Source organism: Bradyrhizobium sp. 4, assembly GCF_023100905.1.
Classification (GTDB): Bacteria; Pseudomonadota; Alphaproteobacteria; order Rhizobiales; family Xanthobacteraceae; genus Bradyrhizobium.
In genome coordinates this window covers 1,060,972-1,081,454 of the sequence record NZ_CP064686.1, presented here as the reverse complement: position 1 = coordinate 1,081,454, position 20,483 = coordinate 1,060,972, and the positions used below count along the sequence as shown (strand labels likewise).

The window sequence follows — 20,483 nt, the reverse complement described above, 5'->3', positions numbered from 1 at the left end:
CCCTCCGCGCGGCCTACCGCTCGCGGGAAGTAGCTCAGCGACACCATGCTTTTGCAGAGCTTGGGAAGGTTGTTCCAAAGCTTATCGGTTCTAACTTTCTAAGGCCTCCGGCGGGCATGCCGAAGGCCTTCTTGGAGGTCACTCAGATCCATAGGCCGCGTCTTTTCTCCTTTCGCAAGTTCGAGTTAAATTTACCAATTGCGCTGAGCGCGTAGCAGCAGCGCCACGTTGCTCTGGTCCTTCAGCTCATACGCGGCACCCGGCTTGGCAGTGCTCGACTGTACCGGAAGAGTCACCGTACTTCCGCTTTTGTACTTCTGGTCGAGCATCATGAAGGTAAGTTCAGCCGAGAAAGTCAGGTTCTTGACCGGGGTCCAGCGCGTGACTGTACCGACAAACCTGATAGTTGAAATCGGGGTTGCAGCCGGCAAGACCGCTCGACAGCGCCAGAGTCGCGACGACCGCGCCGCAGACATAGCCCTTGGCCGCGTTGTTGTAGCGTACGGCTGCCCACGCACCGTAGATTGCCGTGCTCCAATACGGATCCCAGTTGTGGGTGTAGGCGCCGTTGAAGCCATAGGTCGTGGTCGACTGCTGATCGGAGCCAGTCACAAACACGGTGTCAGAGATACCAGCAAAGCCGACGCTCTGGTTGGCACCCGCGAGGCCGGTGCCCCCATGCATCGCATAGGTGGTCGACTTATAGCTATCGAAGTTGTAGCGGCTTGCCCCGTTCCTATACACGCCTTGGACGTTGATGGTATCACCCGGTCCCGTCGGAATGTTCTTGATGGACAATGCCAACTGACCAGCCCAACCCCACTTGTCGCCTGGATGGCCGGTGACTTCAGTCGCGCCAGAGTAGGCAGCATGGTTATCATGCGCGGCGACCGACGCCTGGAAGAGACCCCACGTCTGGTCAACACGAAGCATCGCGACTAGGTCTGGTGCGGATTCCGATCGATGTCGCCCAGGATTCCGAGATGATCTCGCCCACCATTCCGATTTGAAGTCGCCACCCGTTCCGAGATGATCTCGCCCACCATTCCGGGATGATGTCGCCCGGGTGACGAGGCCTCTTCTGGCTCCCATAGGGTCAACTCTTTCGGCTTGCGAAGGGGACCCTGGATGCCGACGGACAGGCTTGCGATGCGCCGTGTGCGCGATGTGATCAGAATGAAGGCGGCCGGGCTGCCGAGCCGCGAGATTGCGCGACGGGTGGGCGCGGCGCCCTCGACGGTGCGACTGGCGCTCCGGCGGTTCGAGGCCGCGGGCTTGAGCTGGCCGTTGCCAGACGACGTCACCGACACGGTTCTGGAACTTCGCCTGTTCGCGAAGACCGGCAATGGCAACCGTCAGGGTCACCGCCGCATCGCCGAGCCCGACTGGGCGAGCGTGCACCGCGAGCTCAAACGCAAGCACGTGACGCTGTCGATCCTGTGGGAGGAATATATCGCCACCGAGCCCGGCGGATACCGGTACTCGCGCTTCTGTGAGCTCTACCGCGCCTGGGAAGGCCGTCTGTCGGTGACGATGCGCCAGGCCCATGCGGCCGGCGACAAGTTGTTCGTCGACTATGCCGGCGATGGCGTGCCGGTGGTGGTCGACCGCCTGACCGGTGAGCGCAGAACGGCGCAGATCTTCGTCGCCGTGCTCGGCGCATCGAGCTTCACCTACGCACAGGCGACGTGGACGCAGGGGCTCGCCGACTGGATCAGCGCCCATGTTGGCGCCTTCGCGGCGATCGGCGGCATACCGGCGCTGGTGGTGCCCGACAACACCAAGGTCGCGGTCATTAAGGCGAGCCTGTACGACCCGCAGATCAATCGTACCTACGCGGAGATGGCGGCGCATTACGGCACCGCCATCTTGCCGGCGCGGCCGCGCAAGCCGCGCGACAAGGCCAAGGTCGAGCAGGCCGTCCTCATCGTCGAGCGCTGGCTGCTCGGTCGCCTGCGCCATCGCACCTTCTACAGCCTGGCCGAGGTCAATGCGGCGATCGGCGAACTGCTCACGAGGCTGAATGAGGAACGGCCGATCCGGCGGCTCGGCGTGACACGCCGCCGGTTGCTCGAGGAGGTCGACCGGCCGGCGCTCAAGCCATTGCCGGGTTCCCCCTATGTCCTCGCCGAGTGGCGGATCCGCCGCGTCAGTCTCGATTACCACGTCGAGGTGGAGAAGCATTACTACAGCGTTCCGCATCGCTTCGCCCGCGCCGAGGTCGAGGTGCGGTTCACGGCCCGTACCGTCGAGATCTTCCACAAGGGCGAGCGGATCGCCGCGCATCAGCGCATGAGCGGCAATCACAAACACACCACCGTGCCGGAGCACATGGCCTCCAGCCATCGGCGCTACGCCGGCTGGACCATCGCGCGTATCCGCCAGGACGCCGCCGCGATCGGGCCGGCGACCAGCGCGTTGTGCGACCTCATTCTCGACGAGCGCTCGCACCCCGAGCAAGGCTTCCGCGCCTGCCTCGGCATCCTCAGGCTCGCCGCCTCCTATGGGCGCGAACGGCTGGACGCCGCGGCTGCGCGGGCAATCGACATCGGCGCGCGCACTTATGGCTCGGTCAAGTCGATCCTCGCCAACAATCTCGATCGGCGTTCTGCTCACCAGCGTTCCGCGGACGATGCGCCGATCCTGCATGCCAACATCCGCGGACCGCGCTACTACAATTAGGAGATCATCCCTTGCTCACCCATCCGACCCTCGACCGCCTCAACGCCCTCGGCCTCCACGGCATGGCCAAGGCCTTCGCCGACATCGAAGCCACCGGTGAGGCCGCAAGCCTCGGTCACACCGAATGGCTTGCGCTGCTGCTCGAACGTGAAGCCTCGCTGCGGCACGACAAACGGCTCGCCACTCGCCTGCGCTACGCCAAGCTGCGCCAGCAAGCGTGCGTCGAGGACATCGACTACCGCACCCCGCGCGGTCTCGACCGCCCGCTGTTCGCTAAGCTTGTCGAGGGCCGCTGGATCGACGACCACGTCAATCTCCTGATCTGCGGCCCGGCCGGCGTTGGCAAGAGTTGGCTCGCCTCGGCGCTCGGCCACAAGGCCTGTCGCGACAATCGCTCCGTGCTCTATCAGCGCGTCCCGCGACTGTTCGACGATCTGGCGCTCGCCCGCGGCGACGGCCGCCATCCACGCCTGTTGCGCGGCCTTGGCCGTGTCGATCTGCTGATCCTCGATGATTGGGGACTCGAGCCGCTCGACGCCGGTGCCCGTCACGACCTCCTGGAAATCCTCGAAGATCGCTACGGTCATCGCTCCACCATCGTCACCAGCCAGCTCCCCGTGGACCAGTGGCATCTGCTCATTGGAGATCCCACCTATGCCGACGCCGTGCTCGATCGCCTCGTCCACAATGCCCATCGGCTCGACCTCACCGGTGAGAGCCTGCGCCGAACCCGGCAATCCGCCCGAAAGACCTGAGCCCGTGGCGCTGTGGACATGCCGCTGCGCTTGGACAACGCAATCGCGTTGCCCACATGCCCACAGCAACCGCAGAAGAAGAAAAGCAGGTTGAAGTCGCGATTCCAGATTGACCACGCGGCTTGACCGATGCCAGAGAACCAGCCGGCCAGAACGCCTCGCCGCTGGGCGAGATCAAATCGGAAAGGTGGGCGACATCGTCTCGGAATCCACGGGCGACTTCATATCGGTACGCCTGGGCGACTTCGTCGGAATCCGCAGTCTGGCGCTCGCGTGCCACCAATGTCGTTGGCAGCGTACGCACCGGTGGCGAGACCAGTTGCGGTCGCACCGCTCACGTTCCAGATGTTGGTTGTGTAATTAACGACTTGGTCCTGGGCCGAGAAGGAGGCTGTGATGCCTCGACCGAAGTCAGCCGTGTAAGTAAACTGGTTTACGGGCTCCCAGCCGCCACCACCGGGTAGCTCGAAGAAGTTGCCGGGATAAGGGGTCCAGGGCGAGCTAAACTGCGAGGCCGCCTCACCGAAAGTGAACCCAGCGAACTGGATAAAGGCGTCATAAACGCCAAGCGAACCGGCGCCAACCGCAGAACCGATCGACGTGGTATACGCTGTCGAACCATTCAAGCCAGTTGTACCCGCCCCGGTATAGGTACCCCTGGTCCAGGTAACCCCCCCCATCGAAGAAGGTACGGACTACGCCGTATTCGGTTGCAGTACGTGTGTCGATGGAAAGGTATTCACGAGAGCGGGTGCTGTAGTAGTCGGTCAAGCGGTTGCGAGCTCCACTTACGCCATCGGTGGCAGCGTTATAGTGGCCGCTGGTATTCACTACTGTTTCAACGCGGAGGTAGCCCCCCAATCTGAGGCACGTGTCGGTCCCCGGAATATAATAGAATCCGGCGCCATACAGTGAGCAGACCTTCACGTATTCGATCGCCTTCGCCTTGACGGGCAGATCAGCGGCTCGTGCTGCACCGACTGCAATCAGACCCGCGGCCGAACCGAGCAAAAGGTTCTTCACCAAGTTCATACCAATCCCCCAAATGTTGCATCTCAAAGGTGGTCGCCCGAGCGCACCGTGGAGGCCAACCATCCTCGCCCCCAATCACTCTCGACGTAGAGGGCGTTGCTTAAACGCCAACCCCAGTGACGCGGTGCGGACCATTCCGCTTCTTGCATCGTCACGTTGGCAGATCGCGTTCGTTATCGGCGTGAAAACTGCGTAGGAAACAGACGAACCTTCACCCGTGCTCAGCGACTGTGCTCTATTCGCCTCACAACGGTATGATTCATACTGAAATGGATAGCGACGCATTTCCTGGCGCAAGGCATTTCGAGAGGGGCAGCTCGGGCACGCCGTGATGGACGCTTTTGTGCCGGCCGTCGTGGTGTGGGAGATCGAATCGTTTGGTAGACAGGCCGCAGCGCCAACGCCGTATGAGACCGTGGGCACAAACGCATGACATGTCATTGTTGCTCGCGATGTTGAGTTGGTGCGCTAGTCCCGGCGCTTCATGCACTGGAATTGCTTCGATGATTCCGGCCCAACAGCTCTTCGAGTTTGGAGCGCGACGGGCTATATAGACATGCGATACGGCTTCCCAGGTCTGTCGTTGCCTGGCGCCCGAGATTCTGAGGCGCGAACCGCTGAGCGGTCATCTGTTTTGCTTCCTCGGGCGACGTGGCGATCTTTTGAAGATGCTCTGACCCGATGCCCAGAGGGCATGTCTGCTTACGAAGAAACTGGAGAGGTCGTTTGGTTTTGCCATCGCCCGGCGAAACGGCGCCGTCTGAATTTCGACGGCACAGATTTCCTATTTGCTGCCTCAGAGGCGCCATCCGCAAGAAACCCGGCGCCCGACATCGGTGGGCCAGTAATTTTTGCTTGCCGAAGGTGATGGATCTGATGCCATCGCCGTCGTGACCGCCCCTGAATCACTTCCTACCGATCTTTCCGAGTGCGCCGCGCGTCTGGAAGCAGAAGCCGTTGCGGCAAGCGCCAGGCGGACCTGTCAGCCAGGAAGCGCTGATCGTGCATCAGCAGCTCATGATCGAAAAGCTGTCATTCGGCCTGCAATACTGGCTCTGACGCATATTCGATGATCGTGATTGTTTTTATGGCGCGCCAATCAGCCTTGCCTGAAGGAGATCGAGCTTAGTGCGCCCGTACATCTGCCGTTTGACCAGCTTGAGCTTAGTGATCTGCGCTTCCACTTGGCCATTGGACCATGGTTGCGTAATAGCGGCGTGCACCGCGCCCTTATCGTTGGCGATTCCATTCGCGAACGAGGCAATGAGGCTCCGCTTGGATTCCTCAATCCAAGGTTCGAGCTCCATCTCAGCCTTCTTTCGGATCATCGCGTGGAAGCGGCCAACGAGAGCTTGGGCATCGGCCAGCATAGGAACGTTTTGTTCGATGACGGCAAGCGTGACGGTCTCGGCCCTGGTCAGGTGGTCGCGCTTCGTCGTCATCAGCTGCGCTATCGTCCTGGCGGCGGGGACCCTCTGCAATTGTTGACGGCTGATGGTCTCGGCGCGTCGCCGTCGCGTCGCCCATTCCGCCACCACGCGCAGCGATCCCTTAAAGCCTTGCCCTCTCAAACGGCGCCAGAGTTCGGCACCGTTACGACAGCCGCCTGACCACTGTGCGTCCAGGAACGGCAGGTGCCCATCCAGGGTGCTTTGACGGGTGCGGAAGATATCCGTACCGCCACCGCGGCTAATTTGGCGAACCAGATTGCGACTATGTCCTGTGCGGCGGACGATCTCCTTGAACGGCACACCGTCGCTGACGAGAGCCGCAATTGCGGCATGGCTGTCCTGGCGCCGCAGATAGCCCTGATAGCGCAGCTTTTCCGCATAGGTCAGCAATTCCGGGTTGATCGTTGTCGCTCCGATTGCGGTTCGGATTCTGTTCATGGAGCGGCGCACCGCATCAAGGAAGGCCGCGCTCGCATTTTCCATCAGATGCCAGCGGTCGGCGACTTGGATGGCGTTCGGCAGCGCCTTGGCTGCTGCCTCGCCGTATCCACCACCGCGATCTCGCGACACAATGTTGATCGCTGGGTGCCTCGATAGCCACGCCCGAACGGTCGCAGTTTCCCGGTCGGGCAGCAGGGTAACGATCCGCCGGCGCTCCAAATCGCACACGATCGTCCCGTATCGATGGTTTCTCCGGAACGCCCAGTCATCGATGCCCACAACAAGCAATGGATCTGTCGGCATCGCCGCCCGCCGGCGGACCACCCGTAGCAAGGTATCGTTGCTAACGGGCAGCATGAGCCGCTTGGCGAAGCTTGCCGCCGGCCGGCCGCCGAGCGCCAACCCCAAGTGATGGACGATGTATTCCAGCCGTGCCGTCCGGCGCCGTCGAAGCGGAACGATGTCTTCTCCAAACCGCTCTGAGAAGATCCTCCGGTGGCAATGCGGCACCTCACATGTGAAGCGCCGCGTGAGCAATCGGAGGCGCACCTTTCTGGCCGCTGATGGCAAATCGGCCACGTGCCGGATGTAACGGCTATGGATTCGGCGCGATGCTGTCGTGCACAAAGGGCACTGGGCCTCCGTAGCCTCTGACCGAACAGCCAGAATAACCGAATCCTCTGAATCACTTACGCCATCAAACACCAAACCACTCGGTACGAGCGATGAAATTCGAAAGCCTGTCCGCATGGCGCGATTCTCCGTTGAAGAACCACAGTCGCCGGCGAACTTCATCAGAAATTGATGATGATGTGGAACGGCCCTTCGAACCGGCATCAAAAGTGCCTAACGTGGTCGCGTAGAGAGGCGCCACAAAGGAAGGACCGTTCCATGGAGAAGATTATCACGGTGGGTTTGGATTTGGCCAAGTCGATCTTTCAAGTTCACGGCATCGCCGAAAACGGGAAAGTCTTGGTTCGCCGCACATTGCGGCGATCGCAGGTTCTGCCCTTCTTTCGGAGCCTTCCAGCTTGCTTGGTAGATATGGAGGCCTGTGCGAGTGCCCATCACTGGGCACGCGATATCGCGGCGCTGGGCCACGCTGTCCGCATGATGCCGCCAGCCTACGTGAAGCCTTACGTCAAACGAAACAAGACCGACGTGGCGGATGCTGAAGCCATTTGTGAGGCGGTCACCCGCCCGACAATGCGGTTCGTACCGGTGAAGACTGCCGAACAACAAGCGGCCAGCATGATTTTGCGAACGCGAGAGCTGCTGATGAGGCAGCGCAGCCAGACTGCAAATGCCCTACGTGCTCATATGGCCGAATTGGGCATTATCGCCGGCACAGGCATGGCAAGCATCGCAAAACTCCTGGTGCTTCTCCGGGACGAAAAAGACAATAGGATCCCCGGCGCCGCCCGCTTTGCCCTGATCCTATTCGCTGAACAGATTGAGTTGCTTACAACCCGCATAGAGAAGCTCGACAGAGAGATTTTGGTTGCCGTCAGAAAGGACCCCGATGCAAGGCGTCTGATGAGCATTCCGGGTGTCGGTCCTCTCATCGCCGCTACCGTTCGGACATCGGTTTTGGACGCTCGCAATTTTGCGACTGCACGAGATTTTGCGGCTTGGACGGGGCTCACACCGAGGGCACAGTCGAGCGGCGGAAAAGAAAGGCTCGGCGCGATATCAAAGCGTGGAAATCGGCAACTACGGACGCTCTTGATCGTTGGTGCGACGTCTATCATCAAGCTTGCTAAACGAGGCTTGAAAGTCCCACTCTGGATTCGGACCATGCTGCAAAGACGGCCGGTCAAGGTCGTATCGGTCGCGCTCGCCAATAAGATTGCGCGCACGATCTGGGCCTTGCTGGTCAGAGGCGGCATCTATCAGGCGCCGGCCGCAATGCTGAAATCCTAATCTTAAGAGCTCTCCGGCGGAAGAAGAAAGCTGCCGAGGAGGCAAGGTGCAAATCTGGATGAACCCCGAATGACGTCATTCCCGGTGGCAATCAGACCGCCTGACTCACTGCGCTTCGAGCGCGAGAAATTGATTGGGCGATTGCTTCCGCGGATATCATCGTGGCCAGCGGCCAGGCGCCGCGTTCACAGGGCGAACATATGACCGCACCGTCATCCCTTGTTCAACCAGAGAAAGATCTTGCAGCCCGGTTCCACATATGAGTCAGAGCCAAATTTGAATACGATGACGTAATTGCGGTCAGCGCTCGCGGCCACGAAAGCTCCGTTATCGTCGAGCTCTCGCAATCAAGCGATTCGGAGGAGCTGTCATGAGGCAATACGTCGGCCTGGATGTCTCGCAAAGAGAGACTTCGGTTTGCGTGGTCAACGAGACTGGTCAAGCGATTTTTGAAGGAAGGGCCAATTCTGATCCCGGGGATCTGTCCAAGCTGCTTCGCAAGCATGCGCCATTGGCGGAGCGGATCGGCTTTGAGACGGGCGCGATGGCAAGCTGGCTTTGGCACGAACTTCGTAGGGTTGACCTCCCCGTCGTTTGCATCGATGCAAGGCATGGACACGCAGCACTGTCGGTCCGCATGAACAAGAGCGATCGGAATGATGCTCGGGGGCTTGCCGAACTGGTGCGGGTTGGGTGGTATCGAGAAGTCAAAATCAAGAGCGAGGAGAGCCAGAAGGTTCGAGCGATCCTTGTCGCGCGATTCCGCCTTGTGTCCATGCGCCGGGATATCGAGAACCAGGTCCGCAGTCTGATCAAGGAAGTGGGTTGCTATTCCCTCGCGCGATTGGCCAACAGTTCCGCAACCAGGTCGGCGAGCTATTGGGCGAAGATCATCAACTCCTCAACGTGATCGAGCCGCTCCTGTCGATTCATGAACATATCTGCAAGGAGCAGAGCAAATTCGACGACGAGGTCCGCCGATTGGCGAAGTCTGACGAGACGACGCGTCGCCTGATGACGGTTCCTGGTGTTGGCGTGGTGACTGCCTTGACCTTCCGCCATACGATCGATGACCCTCCCGCTTCCGATCAGCCTCGACAGTCGGCGCCTATCTCGGCTTTACACCTCGGCGCAACCAATCCGGTGAAATAGACACTAGTGGCAAAATATCCCGATGGGGCGACAGGCTTCTCGGAACCTACCTGTTTGAGGCAGCGACCGTCCTTCTCTATCGGACCAAAAAATGGTCTTCCCTCAAGGCCTGGGGAATAAAGCTCGCGAAGCGGGTCGGTATGAAAAAGGCAAAGGTCGCCATTGCGCGCAAGATCGCTGTGATCCTCCACTGCATTTGGGTTGATGGCACGTCGTTCGACTGGGGCCACGCCCCGGCCTGACCTCATTTTGCAAGTTCCTGGCCCGGTTCGCCGGGCCGGCGATGTCCCGCTGGGACGGTGGTCGTGGTGACCTCGGTCATTCGGCTGGTGGCGGGCTCGCCCGCACGCCGTTGCAAACGATGAGGCACCCGATCCGGACATCATCATGATGCGCATTTCGCTGATGGTGAGCGGCGATTTCAGGCGATCGTGAGCAGCTGTTTCGCGCGATGGTGAGCAGCGGCTTTGACCGACATGGGTGATTGGTTCAGGGGTTTGAGTTGGCGTCAAGAGTTTGATTGCGGGCGTTCTGCTTTCGCATGCTTTCTCCGGAGAGTTGCAGACGGTGAGCGTTGTGAACGAGGCGATCCAGGATGGCGTCGCCGAGGGTTGGGTCGCCGATAACGTCGTGCCAATGTTCAACAGGGACCTGACTGGTGACGATAGTGGAGGCGCGACCGTGGCGATCATCGAGGATCTCCAGAAGGTCGCGCCGTTCGGGCGGATTTAGAACTGACAGGCCCCAATCATCGAGGATCAGAAGTTGAACGCGGCCGATGGTTTTGAGCAGCCGGCCATATCGGCCGTCGCCGCGAGCCAGGGCGAGCGCCTCGAACAGGCGCGGGACGCGGTGATACTGGACCGAACGAGTGTCGCGGCAGGCCTTGTGGCCGAGGGCGCAGGCAATCCAGCTTTTGCCGAGCCCGGTTGCCCCTGTGATGAGCAGGTTCTCGTTGCGGTCGATCCAGTCGCCGCCGACGAGTCTGGCGAAGACGCTGCGGTCGATGCCGCGTGGCGTGCGCAAATCGACGTCTTCCACGCATGCGCTCTGGCGTAGCGCGGCGAACTTGAGACGGGTCGTGAGACGTTTGGTGTCGCGCTCGGCGGCTTCGCGATCGACGAGAAGCCCGATGCGCTCCTCGAACGGCAGGGCGTCGAGGTCCGGTGATCGTCGCTGCTCCTCGAAGGCTTTGGCCATTCCGGTCAAGCCAAGCGTGATCAGCCGTTCATGGGTGGGGTGTGTCAGCATTGGAGTCTCCCTGGTTCAGTGGAAATAGCCCTGACCGCGGATGTTGCCGTGGCGCAGGGGCTGGTGGTCGGACGTCTCGTCGAGGAAAGCGCGATCGAGGCCGCTCTTGAGGATCGAACGGATCGAGGCGACGGAGCGAGCCTTGATCAGGATGCCGCGTCGGCAGGCGGCATCGACGCGCGCATGGTCGTAGCTCCTGGCCAGCGACAGAATACCGAGGCAGGTGCGAAAGCCTTGCTCGGGGTGCGGCCGGGCTTCGATGACGACCTGGAAGAACGCCGCCGTCGATGGACCGATCTTCTCGCCGGCGGCGATCAGCCCTCCCGGTGTCCATTTGCCGTAGCGGCGGTGGGCGCTGGGCATATGATCGGCAATCGTGGTGTGGCCGCGCCGGTTGGGCGCACGGGCGTGGCTGGCGATCCTCTGTCCCTTGTGGAAGACCTCGACGGTCTTGTCGGCGATACGGACATCGACGAGTTCACGGATCAGGCGGTAAGGGGTGGAATACCAATGGCCGTCGATCTCGACGTGATAATCTGGGGCGACACGGCAACGCTTCCAGCGCGCAAAGACGTAGGGCTGGTCCGGCAGTTCTCTCAACCTGGGGCGATCAATCTCGGCGAACAGTTCGGTCCGGCTGGAGCCGAAGCCGCGCATCTGGCGGGCGTTGAGTTCGACGACGAGCCCGCGGATGGCGGTATTGAGCTCCGCCAGGGAAAAGAAGCGCTGGTTGCGCAGGCGGGCCAGGATCCAGCGCTGGGCGATCTGGACTGCGATCTCAACCTTGGCCTTGTCCTTTGGTCGCCTCGGCCGGGCCGCCAGGATCGCGGTGCCGTAATGGCCGGCCATCTCAGCATAGGTGCGGTTGATCCCGGGATCGTAGCGATCGGGGTTGGTCACGGCGGCCTTGAGATTATCGCAGACCACGAACTTCGGCACGCCGCCGAGATACCTGAACAGGCTGGCATGCACGCCGATCCAGTCGGACAGGCTCTCGCTTGGGCAGGCCTCGGCGTAGGTGTAGTTCGAGGCCCCCATCGCCGCGACGAACAGCTTCATGGCGCGCACTTCGCCGGTGATGGGATCGAAGATATCGATGGTGTCGCCGGCGAAATCGACGAATACCTTCTCCCCACCGGCGTGGGTCTGACGCATGCTTGGCCGGGCCCGCTGCTTCCAGGCCTCGAACGTCGTGCAAAACCAGGTATAGCCAAAGCCGTCCGGATTGGCGGCGCGATACTCTTCCCACAACAGCAGGCGCGTCACGCTGCGGCGGCGCAGCTCCTTCTCGACATAAGCCCAATCCGGTGTCGGGCGCCGGTCGCTTTGCGAGGCTGCCGTCGGCGCCGGAAACAGCAGCAGTTCAAGGTTCTCGTCGTCCAGGCCCTCCGGCAGCGGCCAGGTCAGCCCCGCAAGGCGGGCGCGACGCACATAACCGTGTACGACCCCATTGCTCACTCCCAACGTCCGCGCGATGACGCGCTCGGTCAGGCCCTGGTGCCTCAAACGTAGAACTTCTCGGATCCGGCGCATCGACAATCTCTCGGTAGGCATCAGGCTTCCTCACTGGTTGAATGAGAAATCCGCAGCCCGGTTGAGTTGTCGGTCGAAGCGTCCGGCACCGCCAAACGTTGCTCACGATCCTCTGAAATCGTTGCTCACGATGCGCTGAAATCCGTGCTCACGATCCCGCGAAACGCGCAATCATGAGGCGCTTGCGACCTCGAAAAGGACCATGACCCCAGCGACGGCACCTGATCGCATTGAGATATAGGTAACGGCTAATCGGCCCATGACTACGAGCTGGCTATCGATCTACCAGCCGCGCTCGCCCCGTCTCCGCAACCCCGACCCGCTCGGCCGGGTCGAGCGCTACCGTCTTGCCGAATGGCTTCAAAAAGAGAATTGACATCAATCCGCAATTAAGGGGCCGATTGACAAAAAGCTGCACCGCGACCTTTACGGCTACGTTCGGAACGCAGGGAACGCCTTCTCGACCAGATGGAGCTTACGCCGGAATAGCTTGAGGCAGCGGCGACGGAGGGCGAGCTCGCGGCTGAAGCTACGGCGGCGACGGCGCAGACGGTTCGGTTGTTCCAGCGCCGGCGGCTGATGCGCAAGCCCTTCCGGGACAACATCCCGCGCAAACGGGTGGTGATCGAAGCTCCCGGGCAATACTCATGCTGTGGCTCATCGCGGCGGTCGAACCTCGGCGAGGACGTAACCGAAAGGGTCCGCGAAAAGTTCACCAGCCGGGACTGCGAGACGATCACGCAGCCGCCAGCACCGTTCCATGCGACGCCGCGCGGCTCTGTTGGGCCGTGCTCGCGACCATCCCGGCCGACAGTTCGATCATCATTTGCCGCTGAAGCGCCAGAGTCGACGCTTCAAATGCGAAGGGATCGACCTCCCGGCTGCCGGTCTCGACGCTGGCCGATCAGGTCGACGCCGGGGTGTGGGCTGCGATGCCGCTCTACCCGTCTGATCGAGACCCATCGCTGTCGGCCGAGTGGTTGCATGGCGATGACACCAAGGTGCCGATCCTCGCACCAGCCAGGACCGTGACCCAGCGGATTTGGGCTTATGTGCGCAACGATTGGACCTTCGGCGGCCGGGTACCGCCGGCGGCTGTTTATTATGCCTCGCGCGACCGCCGATCATGATCACGCTCATCACGACGGCGAAGCTCGACGACGTCGACCGGCTGGCTTGGCTGCGGACGTCTTTGCCCGGATTGCCGGCCTCCCGCAGGGCCAACTGCATGAGCTTCTGCCATGGGAGTGCAAGCAGCGCGGTGTCGAACCCGCGAAGGCCGCGTAAGACCAATCATCGCTAGACCGACGGCTTCCGCGCAACAATTATCCCGTCGTCCACGGCAGGATGCTTACCTTTCGCTACATGTCGTGGACTGAGTATCGTTCGCCAGGCAGTAACCAACTTCTCAGGTATACTGTACCCTACTCGACGCTCGAAGCTGGAGGCGCCCAAGTTCTCGCATTTTTGGAGACCGCAAAATGACTTGCTCAAAATAAGCCATGAGACGCATGCGTCTGGCTGATCATTTCTTTGCTGCTTCCTTGCCGCGCGCAATTCCTGCGGCAATTCCCCCTTCCCGCATCTGGCGGTATTCGTCTGACACATGCGAAAGCTGATGAGTATCGAAGTGGCTTAACAACGAAGCGCGAAAGCCTTGGATGTCGGCCGCGCGCTTTAACGAGCGCTTGATAAGCTTCGACGCAAACGGATAACCGGAAGATACGTCCTCGGCGAGCGTTGTTGTTTCGACCTCAAGGTCCGCGCGCGGTACAACTCTATTTACCATGCCTAGACGATGCGCCTCTACAGCTGACATCCTTCTACCAGTTAGAAGGAATTCGTGCGCAGCGCGCAGCCCCATCACCCAAGGATGAACAAGCACTTCGACTGCGGCTGACGCAAGGCTTTTACAGACAGGATCAGCAAAGAAGGCGTCGGTAGAGGCAACCACGATGTCGCACATATTGGCGACCATGAAGCCGCCCGCAACGCAGGCTCCCTGAACAGATGCAATGGTCGGCTTAGGGCAATCCCAAATCCGAAGCGCGTAGTCCAGGTAGCGTTGCTCCTCATAAGCATAACGCTCCTCGACGGTGAATCCGGCCCGGGTTGCCTGCGCTTCCTTAAGGTCATGTCCTGCGGAAAAGTGATCCCCCTTTCCGGCGATCACGATCACCCTAACTGAGTCGTCCTTCACCGCGTTGGCGAGCGCGGTATCCAACTCGTCGAGCAACTGTCGACTTTCCGCATTTCGCGACTCAGGTCGATTATGAAATAGCCAAGCGATCGCCCTCGCTGCTCCACCGCGATACAATCGTAGCTCATATATATGTCCTCTCTAAAGTCGAATTCCGAGCTACCTCGGTATGTGCTGCACGGCCCCGCCCCGGACGTTCCGATTGGGACGAAACGATTCAAACTCGTCTTGACAGCGAGCTTAGCGGCTTCATGACTATAGTTATTGCTCGTACGGCACTGGGATTAGAGTATTGCAATTTCTCATCCGTACCCGATCGCTGAGAAACGGCTTCGTTGCGCTAATCAAGATCAAAACCTCTGGGGTGGAAAGCTCATCAGGGTGCGCCCGGCCCAATGATGCGCGTCCAACCCAAGGCCCCCGTTCGCGACGATCGGAGGCATCGAATCTGCTCGCGGCTCACCAGAGCCAGCGTCCGGTATCCTCGAACTCCCAAGTTTCAGCCTCGGTCGCACCAAATTCGGGAGCGACCGAGCGAAAGAGTTTCACGCGACCGTTCATGATGCGAACCGCAATGCGCTGGTACTCGAAAAACGCGTCGCGCAGCTTTTCCGGCACCTTCCAGTCGAACGGCTTGTAGCTCTTGAGCACGATCCGCGTCTTGGTTGGCGACACCTTCTCGATCTGGAATTCTTGACGGCATGCCGTGAGAATGCCGGCGAAGAATTGGACCACAGAATGCAAGTCGGCGCCCTCGATCCCCTGGTCAGCCTTGAGCTCGTTGATGTGTTGAATGGCCAAGCCCCGCATGGTCCTGCCCACGATGTCGGCCGCAGCCTCAACCCCGAACTTCGACACCAGCACGCTCGTCGTGCGGCTCACATAACCCGCTGAATAGTTTGCACGCGCCTTCAGCCTGCGCCCTTCCGGCCAGAGCTTGGGATCGAGCTGCGGCGCCTTCGCCGGGTCAAACTCCGGCGTACGAATCTCGGGCCTGAATATAAGCCGCTCCTCGGGAGCGACCGGTCGATCGAGTTCGACCCAATACGCCTCGTCGTATGGGTCTCCCTCCATCATGTTTTTGGTCCGCACATACTGAAGCCGGTCGCAGCCCAGCAGCTCGCCGTTTCTAGGATGCCAGGAATGCGCCACCGTCTTCGCGGTGTGTGCGGGCACGGCTAGGATAGCCAGCCCCGTGAACGTCGCCCTCGGAGCCAGATAACGGATCCAACACTTCTTGGGCGATTCCTCAATGTACTGCAGCTTCAGACCGCCAAGTATGTTGCTGAAATAGTGATATTTGCATGCCTTAACCGCTGGGGGCTCATCCTCGCGCACGCCGAGCTTCTTCAGCCCTTCCAGGAATTTGACATTCTGATGAGAGCGGAGTGTCTGGAAATAAGTATCAAGATAGGCGGTCTCGCCCTTATCTTGATACGTAGTGGCCAGGAAACCACCAAACATCCGGCCCCAGAACTTCTCCGCCAGCAGTGTGGCTTTGCGCAATTCGTCCAGATCGGTCATCTTCCTCGCTCCGACATTTAGTATCGTACTGAAATCTTCTATATTCAGAGTAGCTCGCAGAACTGTCAACGGGCATCGGACAATTCTCGAGCAGCGCTAGCATCGTCGAAAGCAGCTGTAGATCGTATCATTCAAATCTGCAGGCAGTGTTCACGGACAGCTCCGCTGTCTTCGACGGCATCCAATTCACTGATGCGTGCCGAGACTGAGCAGCAGGATTGCGTGCGAATTTGAGGCGTCGTAAATCTGGTAAGCGGCGGCACCTGACCGAGCGAGCGAAGTTGTCGGTGAGGTGGGTGGAGGCCGCCGAGGGTTGATCTTCAGCGAAGCAGATTTGACATTCTCGCTGGCGTCAGGATCGCGCGTTCGGATTAGGTGAAATGGGTCAGACGTCCTGAGCTTCGACTGACCCTACATCTGCACTTCGATCAGCCTTGGGCCGGGCTCCGATATCGCTTCCGCCAAGGCATCGTTGAATTCGTCGGCGGTGGTAACCGCGCGACCCGGAACGCCCATGCCCTTGGCGAGGGCGACGAAATCGATCGTCGGCCGGTCAATCTTCAGCATGTCCTGCGCGCGCTGGCCCGGCTCACCGGCACCCACATTGTCGAACTCGCCGCGGAGGATCTGGTAGATACGGTTGGCGAATACGATAGTGACGACGTTGAGCCCTTCGCGGGCCTGCGTCCACAGCGACTGGATGGTGTACATCGAGCTCCCGTCGCCCACCATGCAGATCACCTTCCGGTCCGGGCAGGCGATCGCAGCGCCGGTTGCGACCGGCGTCGAGAAGCCGATCGAGCCCCCCATGTTCTGAAGCCAGTCATGCGGTGCCGCGGCGGCCGTCGGCGGGAAGAAGCCGCGGCCGGTCGTGACGGACTCGTCGACCATGATCGCATTCTCCGGGATTGCGTAGGCGATCGCCTGCGCGATCGTCGTGAAATTTATCGCACCAGTCGGCTTGGCCAGCTCCTGCAAAGCCTGCGGCTTGACGTCCTTGGCAATCGCATGCAGCGCGCCGGCGAGCGCTTCCAGCGCCGCGACCGAATTCTCGCCCCACGAGGTCATGCGATGCACGTCGCAGCCCGCGGGCTTCAGTATGCTCGGCTTATTCGGATAGGCGAAGAAGGCCACTGGATCGTCGGCCTCGACCAGCACGATGTGTCGGAACTTTTCCAGGATCGGCAGCGCTTGATCAATCACATAGGGAATGCGGTTGATCGAGAACCGGCCGGTGCCCCGCGCCATGCGCGGTTGGAAGGTTTGGCCCATCACGGTGCAGCCGGTCTTGCCGGCGATGCGCTCGGCCAGCGCCAGCCCCTGCGCGGTCAGCGCGCTGCCGGTCACCAACAACAGCGTCCGCACCGCATCCTCGTGCAGGATCTTCGCCGCGGTCTCGACCGCCTGCGGCGAATAGCTCGGGCGCTGCTTCTGCCGCGGCACCTCGGCGATGCCGTCCGCCTCATTCCATGCGGTATCAGCGGGCAGGATCAGGGTCGCGATCTGCGGCGGCGCGCTCTTGGCAGCGGCGACCGCCGCGGCGCCGTCGGCGGCCACCGACTTGGCATCCGGCGAGGTGCGCACCCAGGCCGACATCGGCCGCGCCAGGCCCTCAATGTCTGACGTCAGCGGCGCGTTGTAGCCGATGTGATAGGTCGCATGCTGGCCGACGATATTGACGATGCCGGAATTGGCCTTCTTAGCGTTGTGCAGATTGGCAAGACCATTGGCGAGGCCCGGCCCGAGATGCAGCAACGTCGAGGCCGGTGTGCCCTTCATGCGGAAATAGCCGTCGGCGGCGCCCGTCAAGACGCCCTCGAACAGGCCGAGCACGCAGCGCATGCCTGCGACCTTGTCCAGCGCGGCCACGAAATGCATCTCCGAGGTCCCGGGATTGGTAAAGCAGACGTCAACGCCGCCCGCCACCAACGTCCTCACCAGGCTTTCCGCACCATTCATATGTTTACTCCCTTTGACGAGCGGTCGCGTTTGCTTTGAGAGCCGACATAAGCTGCCGAGTCTCCAAACGCGCCGCGGGCTTACCGCCTGTTGCTGATCTGTCTGAACCACCACACGTGGCACATGAACCGCTATAGCCCTGAAAATCGCCGCGGCGCGCTATGGCATTCCGCAATCGGTTTCCAATATAAGATATTGCACTCCGCTACACCACTTGAATCGGCATGTCAATCGCTGCCGCGCGGGCGTACGGCGACAGGATCGACAATTTTCAGGCTCACACGGATAGTCTCATGGGTAAGCGTCTCGCTCCTGGACTGGGAACAACGACACACACTGGCATCATCGCGCGCGCCGATCGCATGCTGTGACTGCCTATAAAATTAGGTCGACGTTGCAATTCGGTCAGCCTGACGACTGATCGAGTTGGCGAGCACTATGCATAAGGCGAAGCGGTCAAGCGTGAGTGGCCGCTTCATTCTTCCAATTAAACTTGCCGGGGTGAGGGGCTCCTCAGCGCCTCGCCAATCCTTAGGCCGGCTGCTCGCGCGGGCCCGGCGCTAGCATCCCAACGTCATAGCAACCGGTATCCGCAAGTCGAGTAACGAGCAGTTGCTTGCTTGCTCGCTCTACGAGATCCGCCGCTGCGATGACGAAACTTGAACTTACACTGAAATGCGCCCCGTAATACCGCGGGCGGAGGTCCGCGGACATTCTCGACATCTCAGAAGAAGTTATTGCCATCGGTAGCAAGTTGGCCGATGCCAACCGTCGGACGGCACCCCGAACACTGCGTGGGGGCTGGTTCGTCTGCAGCAGGCGACCGCCATCAATCAGGCAACCGTCATGTTTGGCCGCAGCGTTTAACCCCACGGAGACTCGATGAAAACAGATTTTGTGGCAAGGACGATTGCTTCCGCGAGGTCGTTGATGTCAGACCGTGACATTGCCGTGGATAGGGCACCAGCGCAGTATTGCGTGAGCAAAAGTCCCTCCCCGAGCAGCTTGAATTGTATCTTGCTGAGGGCAGCCTTTTGAATCGCCGAAGGGTAGCAGCTGCGATAATCCGTGATCGGGTTAGTAAAGGGATGTAGCCGAAACAGCGAGCCGAAGCCGGTCACCTGCGCGGGGATTCGGTCCTGCTTGAACGCTTCGTTCAAATTCTGCCGCAAGGTGGAGCCCAGCGCGTTAAGGCGCTCGACTGCCTGCGCGTCAAAGGCTCGCAACGCTGCGGTGCCAGCCACCATGGTAAGCGGATTTGCACTGAAAGTACCGCCAAGGGAGACGAGCGGCTTGGCCTTGGTGTGATCAAAAACAGCCATGTGGTGTGCCGACCCCGCAATCGCGCCGACCGGCAGCCCGCCGCCAATCATCTTGCCCAGCGCCACAAGATCGGGCTCGAGCCCAAAAACGCTATGTGAGCCACCATACCCGAAGCGGAAAGAAATCACTTCGTCGAGCACCAGCAGAATCCCGAGCTGTCGGCACGTATTCTGCAGCATATCACGAAACGTCTCGGTTGGGGGGACCATGCCCGCACGCGAGGTCACCGGGTCGAACACCACGCACGCCAAGCGCCCCGCATTTGCTTCGAGTAGACGGCGGGAGCCATCGACGTCGTTTAGTCGTAGCACGACCGTGTCATTAACGACGCCAGCGGGCGTTCCCGCATCGTGAGCTACGCCCAATGGCTCTGTGTCACCCCAGTTAGCGGGAGTCGGATCCAGGCTGACCTCAACGCAGTCGTAGGCGCCGTGATAAGCACCTTCGAACTTGGCGATTGCCGGACGACCAGTGATCGCACGCGCGGCCTTGATGGCGAACATGACGGCCTCGGTACCGGAATTGACGAACCGTACCTGCTCCAGCCGTGGGGCACGCCGACACAATTCCTCGGCTAAATCGATTTCTGCCGTCGTCGGCAAGCCGAATGCTGTACCGGCATCGATCACCTTATGAAGAGCGTCGACAACCGGCTGAAACGCGTGTCCATGAATCAGCGAAAACATGTTGTTGTTGCAGTCGAACAGACGGCGACCATCGGCGTCGATCACCCAAGCGCCTTCGCCACGCAAAGCATACGGCGCTTGGGGCGCAAAGAACGTTGCTCCCCGCATACTGCCCCCCGGCGTGATCACTTTAGACTTTTCGAAGGCCATTTTCGATTGCGGCCCGATCGGGGACACCCGATTGTGGCCGTGTCCCTTATCATTCGTAGCGATGTTTCCAGGCGTACTCATCGATAGCTCCTCAAGATCGTCAGTGACTGGTTTGCGACAGCGGATGTCATGGTTTTCGCGTTCAATGCTCAAGCTCGCGATGCTTTGCTGGAGAGATTCGTCTTTTGGGTTTCGCTAGAACGGGCCGCGAAGTGAATGAGCTCAGAGAGAGACCCATTCAGGCCTCCGCCGTACCCTACGCTAGCTCGAGGGTTGGTCCGGCGTTCGATCGTCTTATGCATTGCACGCCGACCAGCAAAGTTTAGCGAGCTTTCAGCCAATTGCGGGCAACCTAGGAAAAGAGGGTTTCCTTCGCAGGTTGGACCGCACGCTGCCGATCCAGTGGTTGAAATCGTCGGTA

10 protein-coding genes and 4 pseudogenes are annotated in these 20,483 nt (G+C 60.5%); 5 read left to right on the top strand and 9 right to left on the bottom strand.

Annotated elements, in window-relative coordinates; translation table 11 throughout:
* Window positions 1-191 precede the first annotated feature (191 nt).
* Window positions 192-951 (bottom strand): annotated as a pseudogene (locus tag IVB45_RS05010) (porin); the annotation flags it as partial.
* A 198-nt stretch (window positions 952-1,149) separates the two neighbouring features.
* On the opposite strand from IVB45_RS05010, the gene istA (IVB45_RS05005) reads away from it, so the two are divergent.
* Both istA (IVB45_RS05005) and istB (IVB45_RS05000) read left to right on the top strand, forming a co-directional pair.
* The gene (gene istA, locus IVB45_RS05005) at window positions 1,150-2,682 is read left to right on the top strand and encodes an IS21 family transposase (RefSeq protein ID WP_247807624.1); all 1,533 of its coding nucleotides are present in this window, start codon (window positions 1,150-1,152) and stop codon (window positions 2,680-2,682) included.
* A gap of 11 nt (window positions 2,683-2,693) precedes the next feature.
* A complete protein-coding gene (istB, locus tag IVB45_RS05000; RefSeq protein WP_007605871.1) occupies window positions 2,694-3,437 on the top strand; it encodes an IS21-like element helper ATPase IstB in 744 nt (247 codons plus the stop codon).
* Window positions 3,438-3,697: 260 nt separating this feature from the next.
* Here the strand turns inward: istB (IVB45_RS05000) and IVB45_RS04995 are convergent.
* Together IVB45_RS04995 and IVB45_RS04990 are read right to left on the bottom strand one after the other, a co-directional pair.
* Window positions 3,698-4,469: pseudogene (locus IVB45_RS04995) on the bottom strand (porin); the annotation flags it as partial.
* Window positions 4,470-5,554: 1,085 nt separating this feature from the next.
* Entirely contained in the window at window positions 5,555-7,111 is a 1,557-nt protein-coding gene (locus IVB45_RS04990; RefSeq protein ID WP_247807623.1) for an ISL3 family transposase, read from the bottom strand.
* A 141-nt stretch (window positions 7,112-7,252) separates the two neighbouring features.
* On the opposite strand from IVB45_RS04990, the gene IVB45_RS04985 reads away from it, so the two are divergent.
* Both IVB45_RS04985 and IVB45_RS04980 read left to right on the top strand, forming a co-directional pair.
* Window positions 7,253-8,284, top strand: coding sequence for an IS110 family transposase (locus IVB45_RS04985; protein ID WP_247807590.1), 1,032 nt, complete (start codon window positions 7,253-7,255; stop codon window positions 8,282-8,284).
* A gap of 370 nt (window positions 8,285-8,654) precedes the next feature.
* A pseudogene (locus IVB45_RS04980) lies at window positions 8,655-9,678 on the top strand (IS110 family transposase).
* Window positions 9,679-9,925: 247 nt separating this feature from the next.
* On the opposite strand, the gene istB (IVB45_RS04975) reads toward IVB45_RS04980, so the two are convergent.
* Window positions 9,926-10,687, bottom strand: coding sequence for an IS21-like element helper ATPase IstB (gene istB, locus IVB45_RS04975; protein ID WP_247356441.1), 762 nt, complete (start codon window positions 10,685-10,687; stop codon window positions 9,926-9,928).
* Between the two features lie 15 nt (window positions 10,688-10,702).
* Window positions 10,703-12,241, bottom strand: a complete 1,539-nt coding sequence (gene istA / locus IVB45_RS04970; RefSeq protein WP_247356440.1) for an IS21 family transposase — start codon at window positions 12,239-12,241, stop codon at window positions 10,703-10,705.
* 385 nt (window positions 12,242-12,626) lie between these two features.
* On the opposite strand from istA (IVB45_RS04970), the pseudogene IVB45_RS04965 reads away from it, so the two are divergent.
* Window positions 12,627-13,344, top strand: a pseudogene (locus IVB45_RS04965) (transposase); the annotation flags it as partial.
* Window positions 13,345-13,745: 401 nt separating this feature from the next.
* On the opposite strand, the gene IVB45_RS04960 reads toward IVB45_RS04965, so the two are convergent.
* The 4 genes from IVB45_RS04960 to IVB45_RS04945 form a co-directional block, all read right to left on the bottom strand.
* Window positions 13,746-14,537 (bottom strand): enoyl-CoA hydratase, encoded by a 792-nt coding sequence (locus tag IVB45_RS04960; RefSeq protein ID WP_247363206.1) that lies wholly within the window; start codon window positions 14,535-14,537, stop codon window positions 13,746-13,748.
* A 342-nt stretch (window positions 14,538-14,879) separates the two neighbouring features.
* Window positions 14,880-15,944, bottom strand: a complete 1,065-nt coding sequence (locus tag IVB45_RS04955) for a hypothetical protein (RefSeq protein WP_247807595.1) — start codon at window positions 15,942-15,944, stop codon at window positions 14,880-14,882.
* Between the two features lie 411 nt (window positions 15,945-16,355).
* Window positions 16,356-17,903, bottom strand: a complete 1,548-nt coding sequence (locus IVB45_RS04950; RefSeq protein WP_247363238.1) for an acetolactate synthase large subunit — start codon at window positions 17,901-17,903, stop codon at window positions 16,356-16,358.
* Window positions 17,904-18,766: 863 nt separating this feature from the next.
* Window positions 18,767-20,215: an aspartate aminotransferase family protein gene (locus tag IVB45_RS04945; protein WP_247363237.1), complete on the bottom strand. Its 1,449-nt coding sequence runs from the start codon at window positions 20,213-20,215 to the stop codon at window positions 18,767-18,769.
* Window positions 20,216-20,483: the final 268 nt, after the last annotated feature.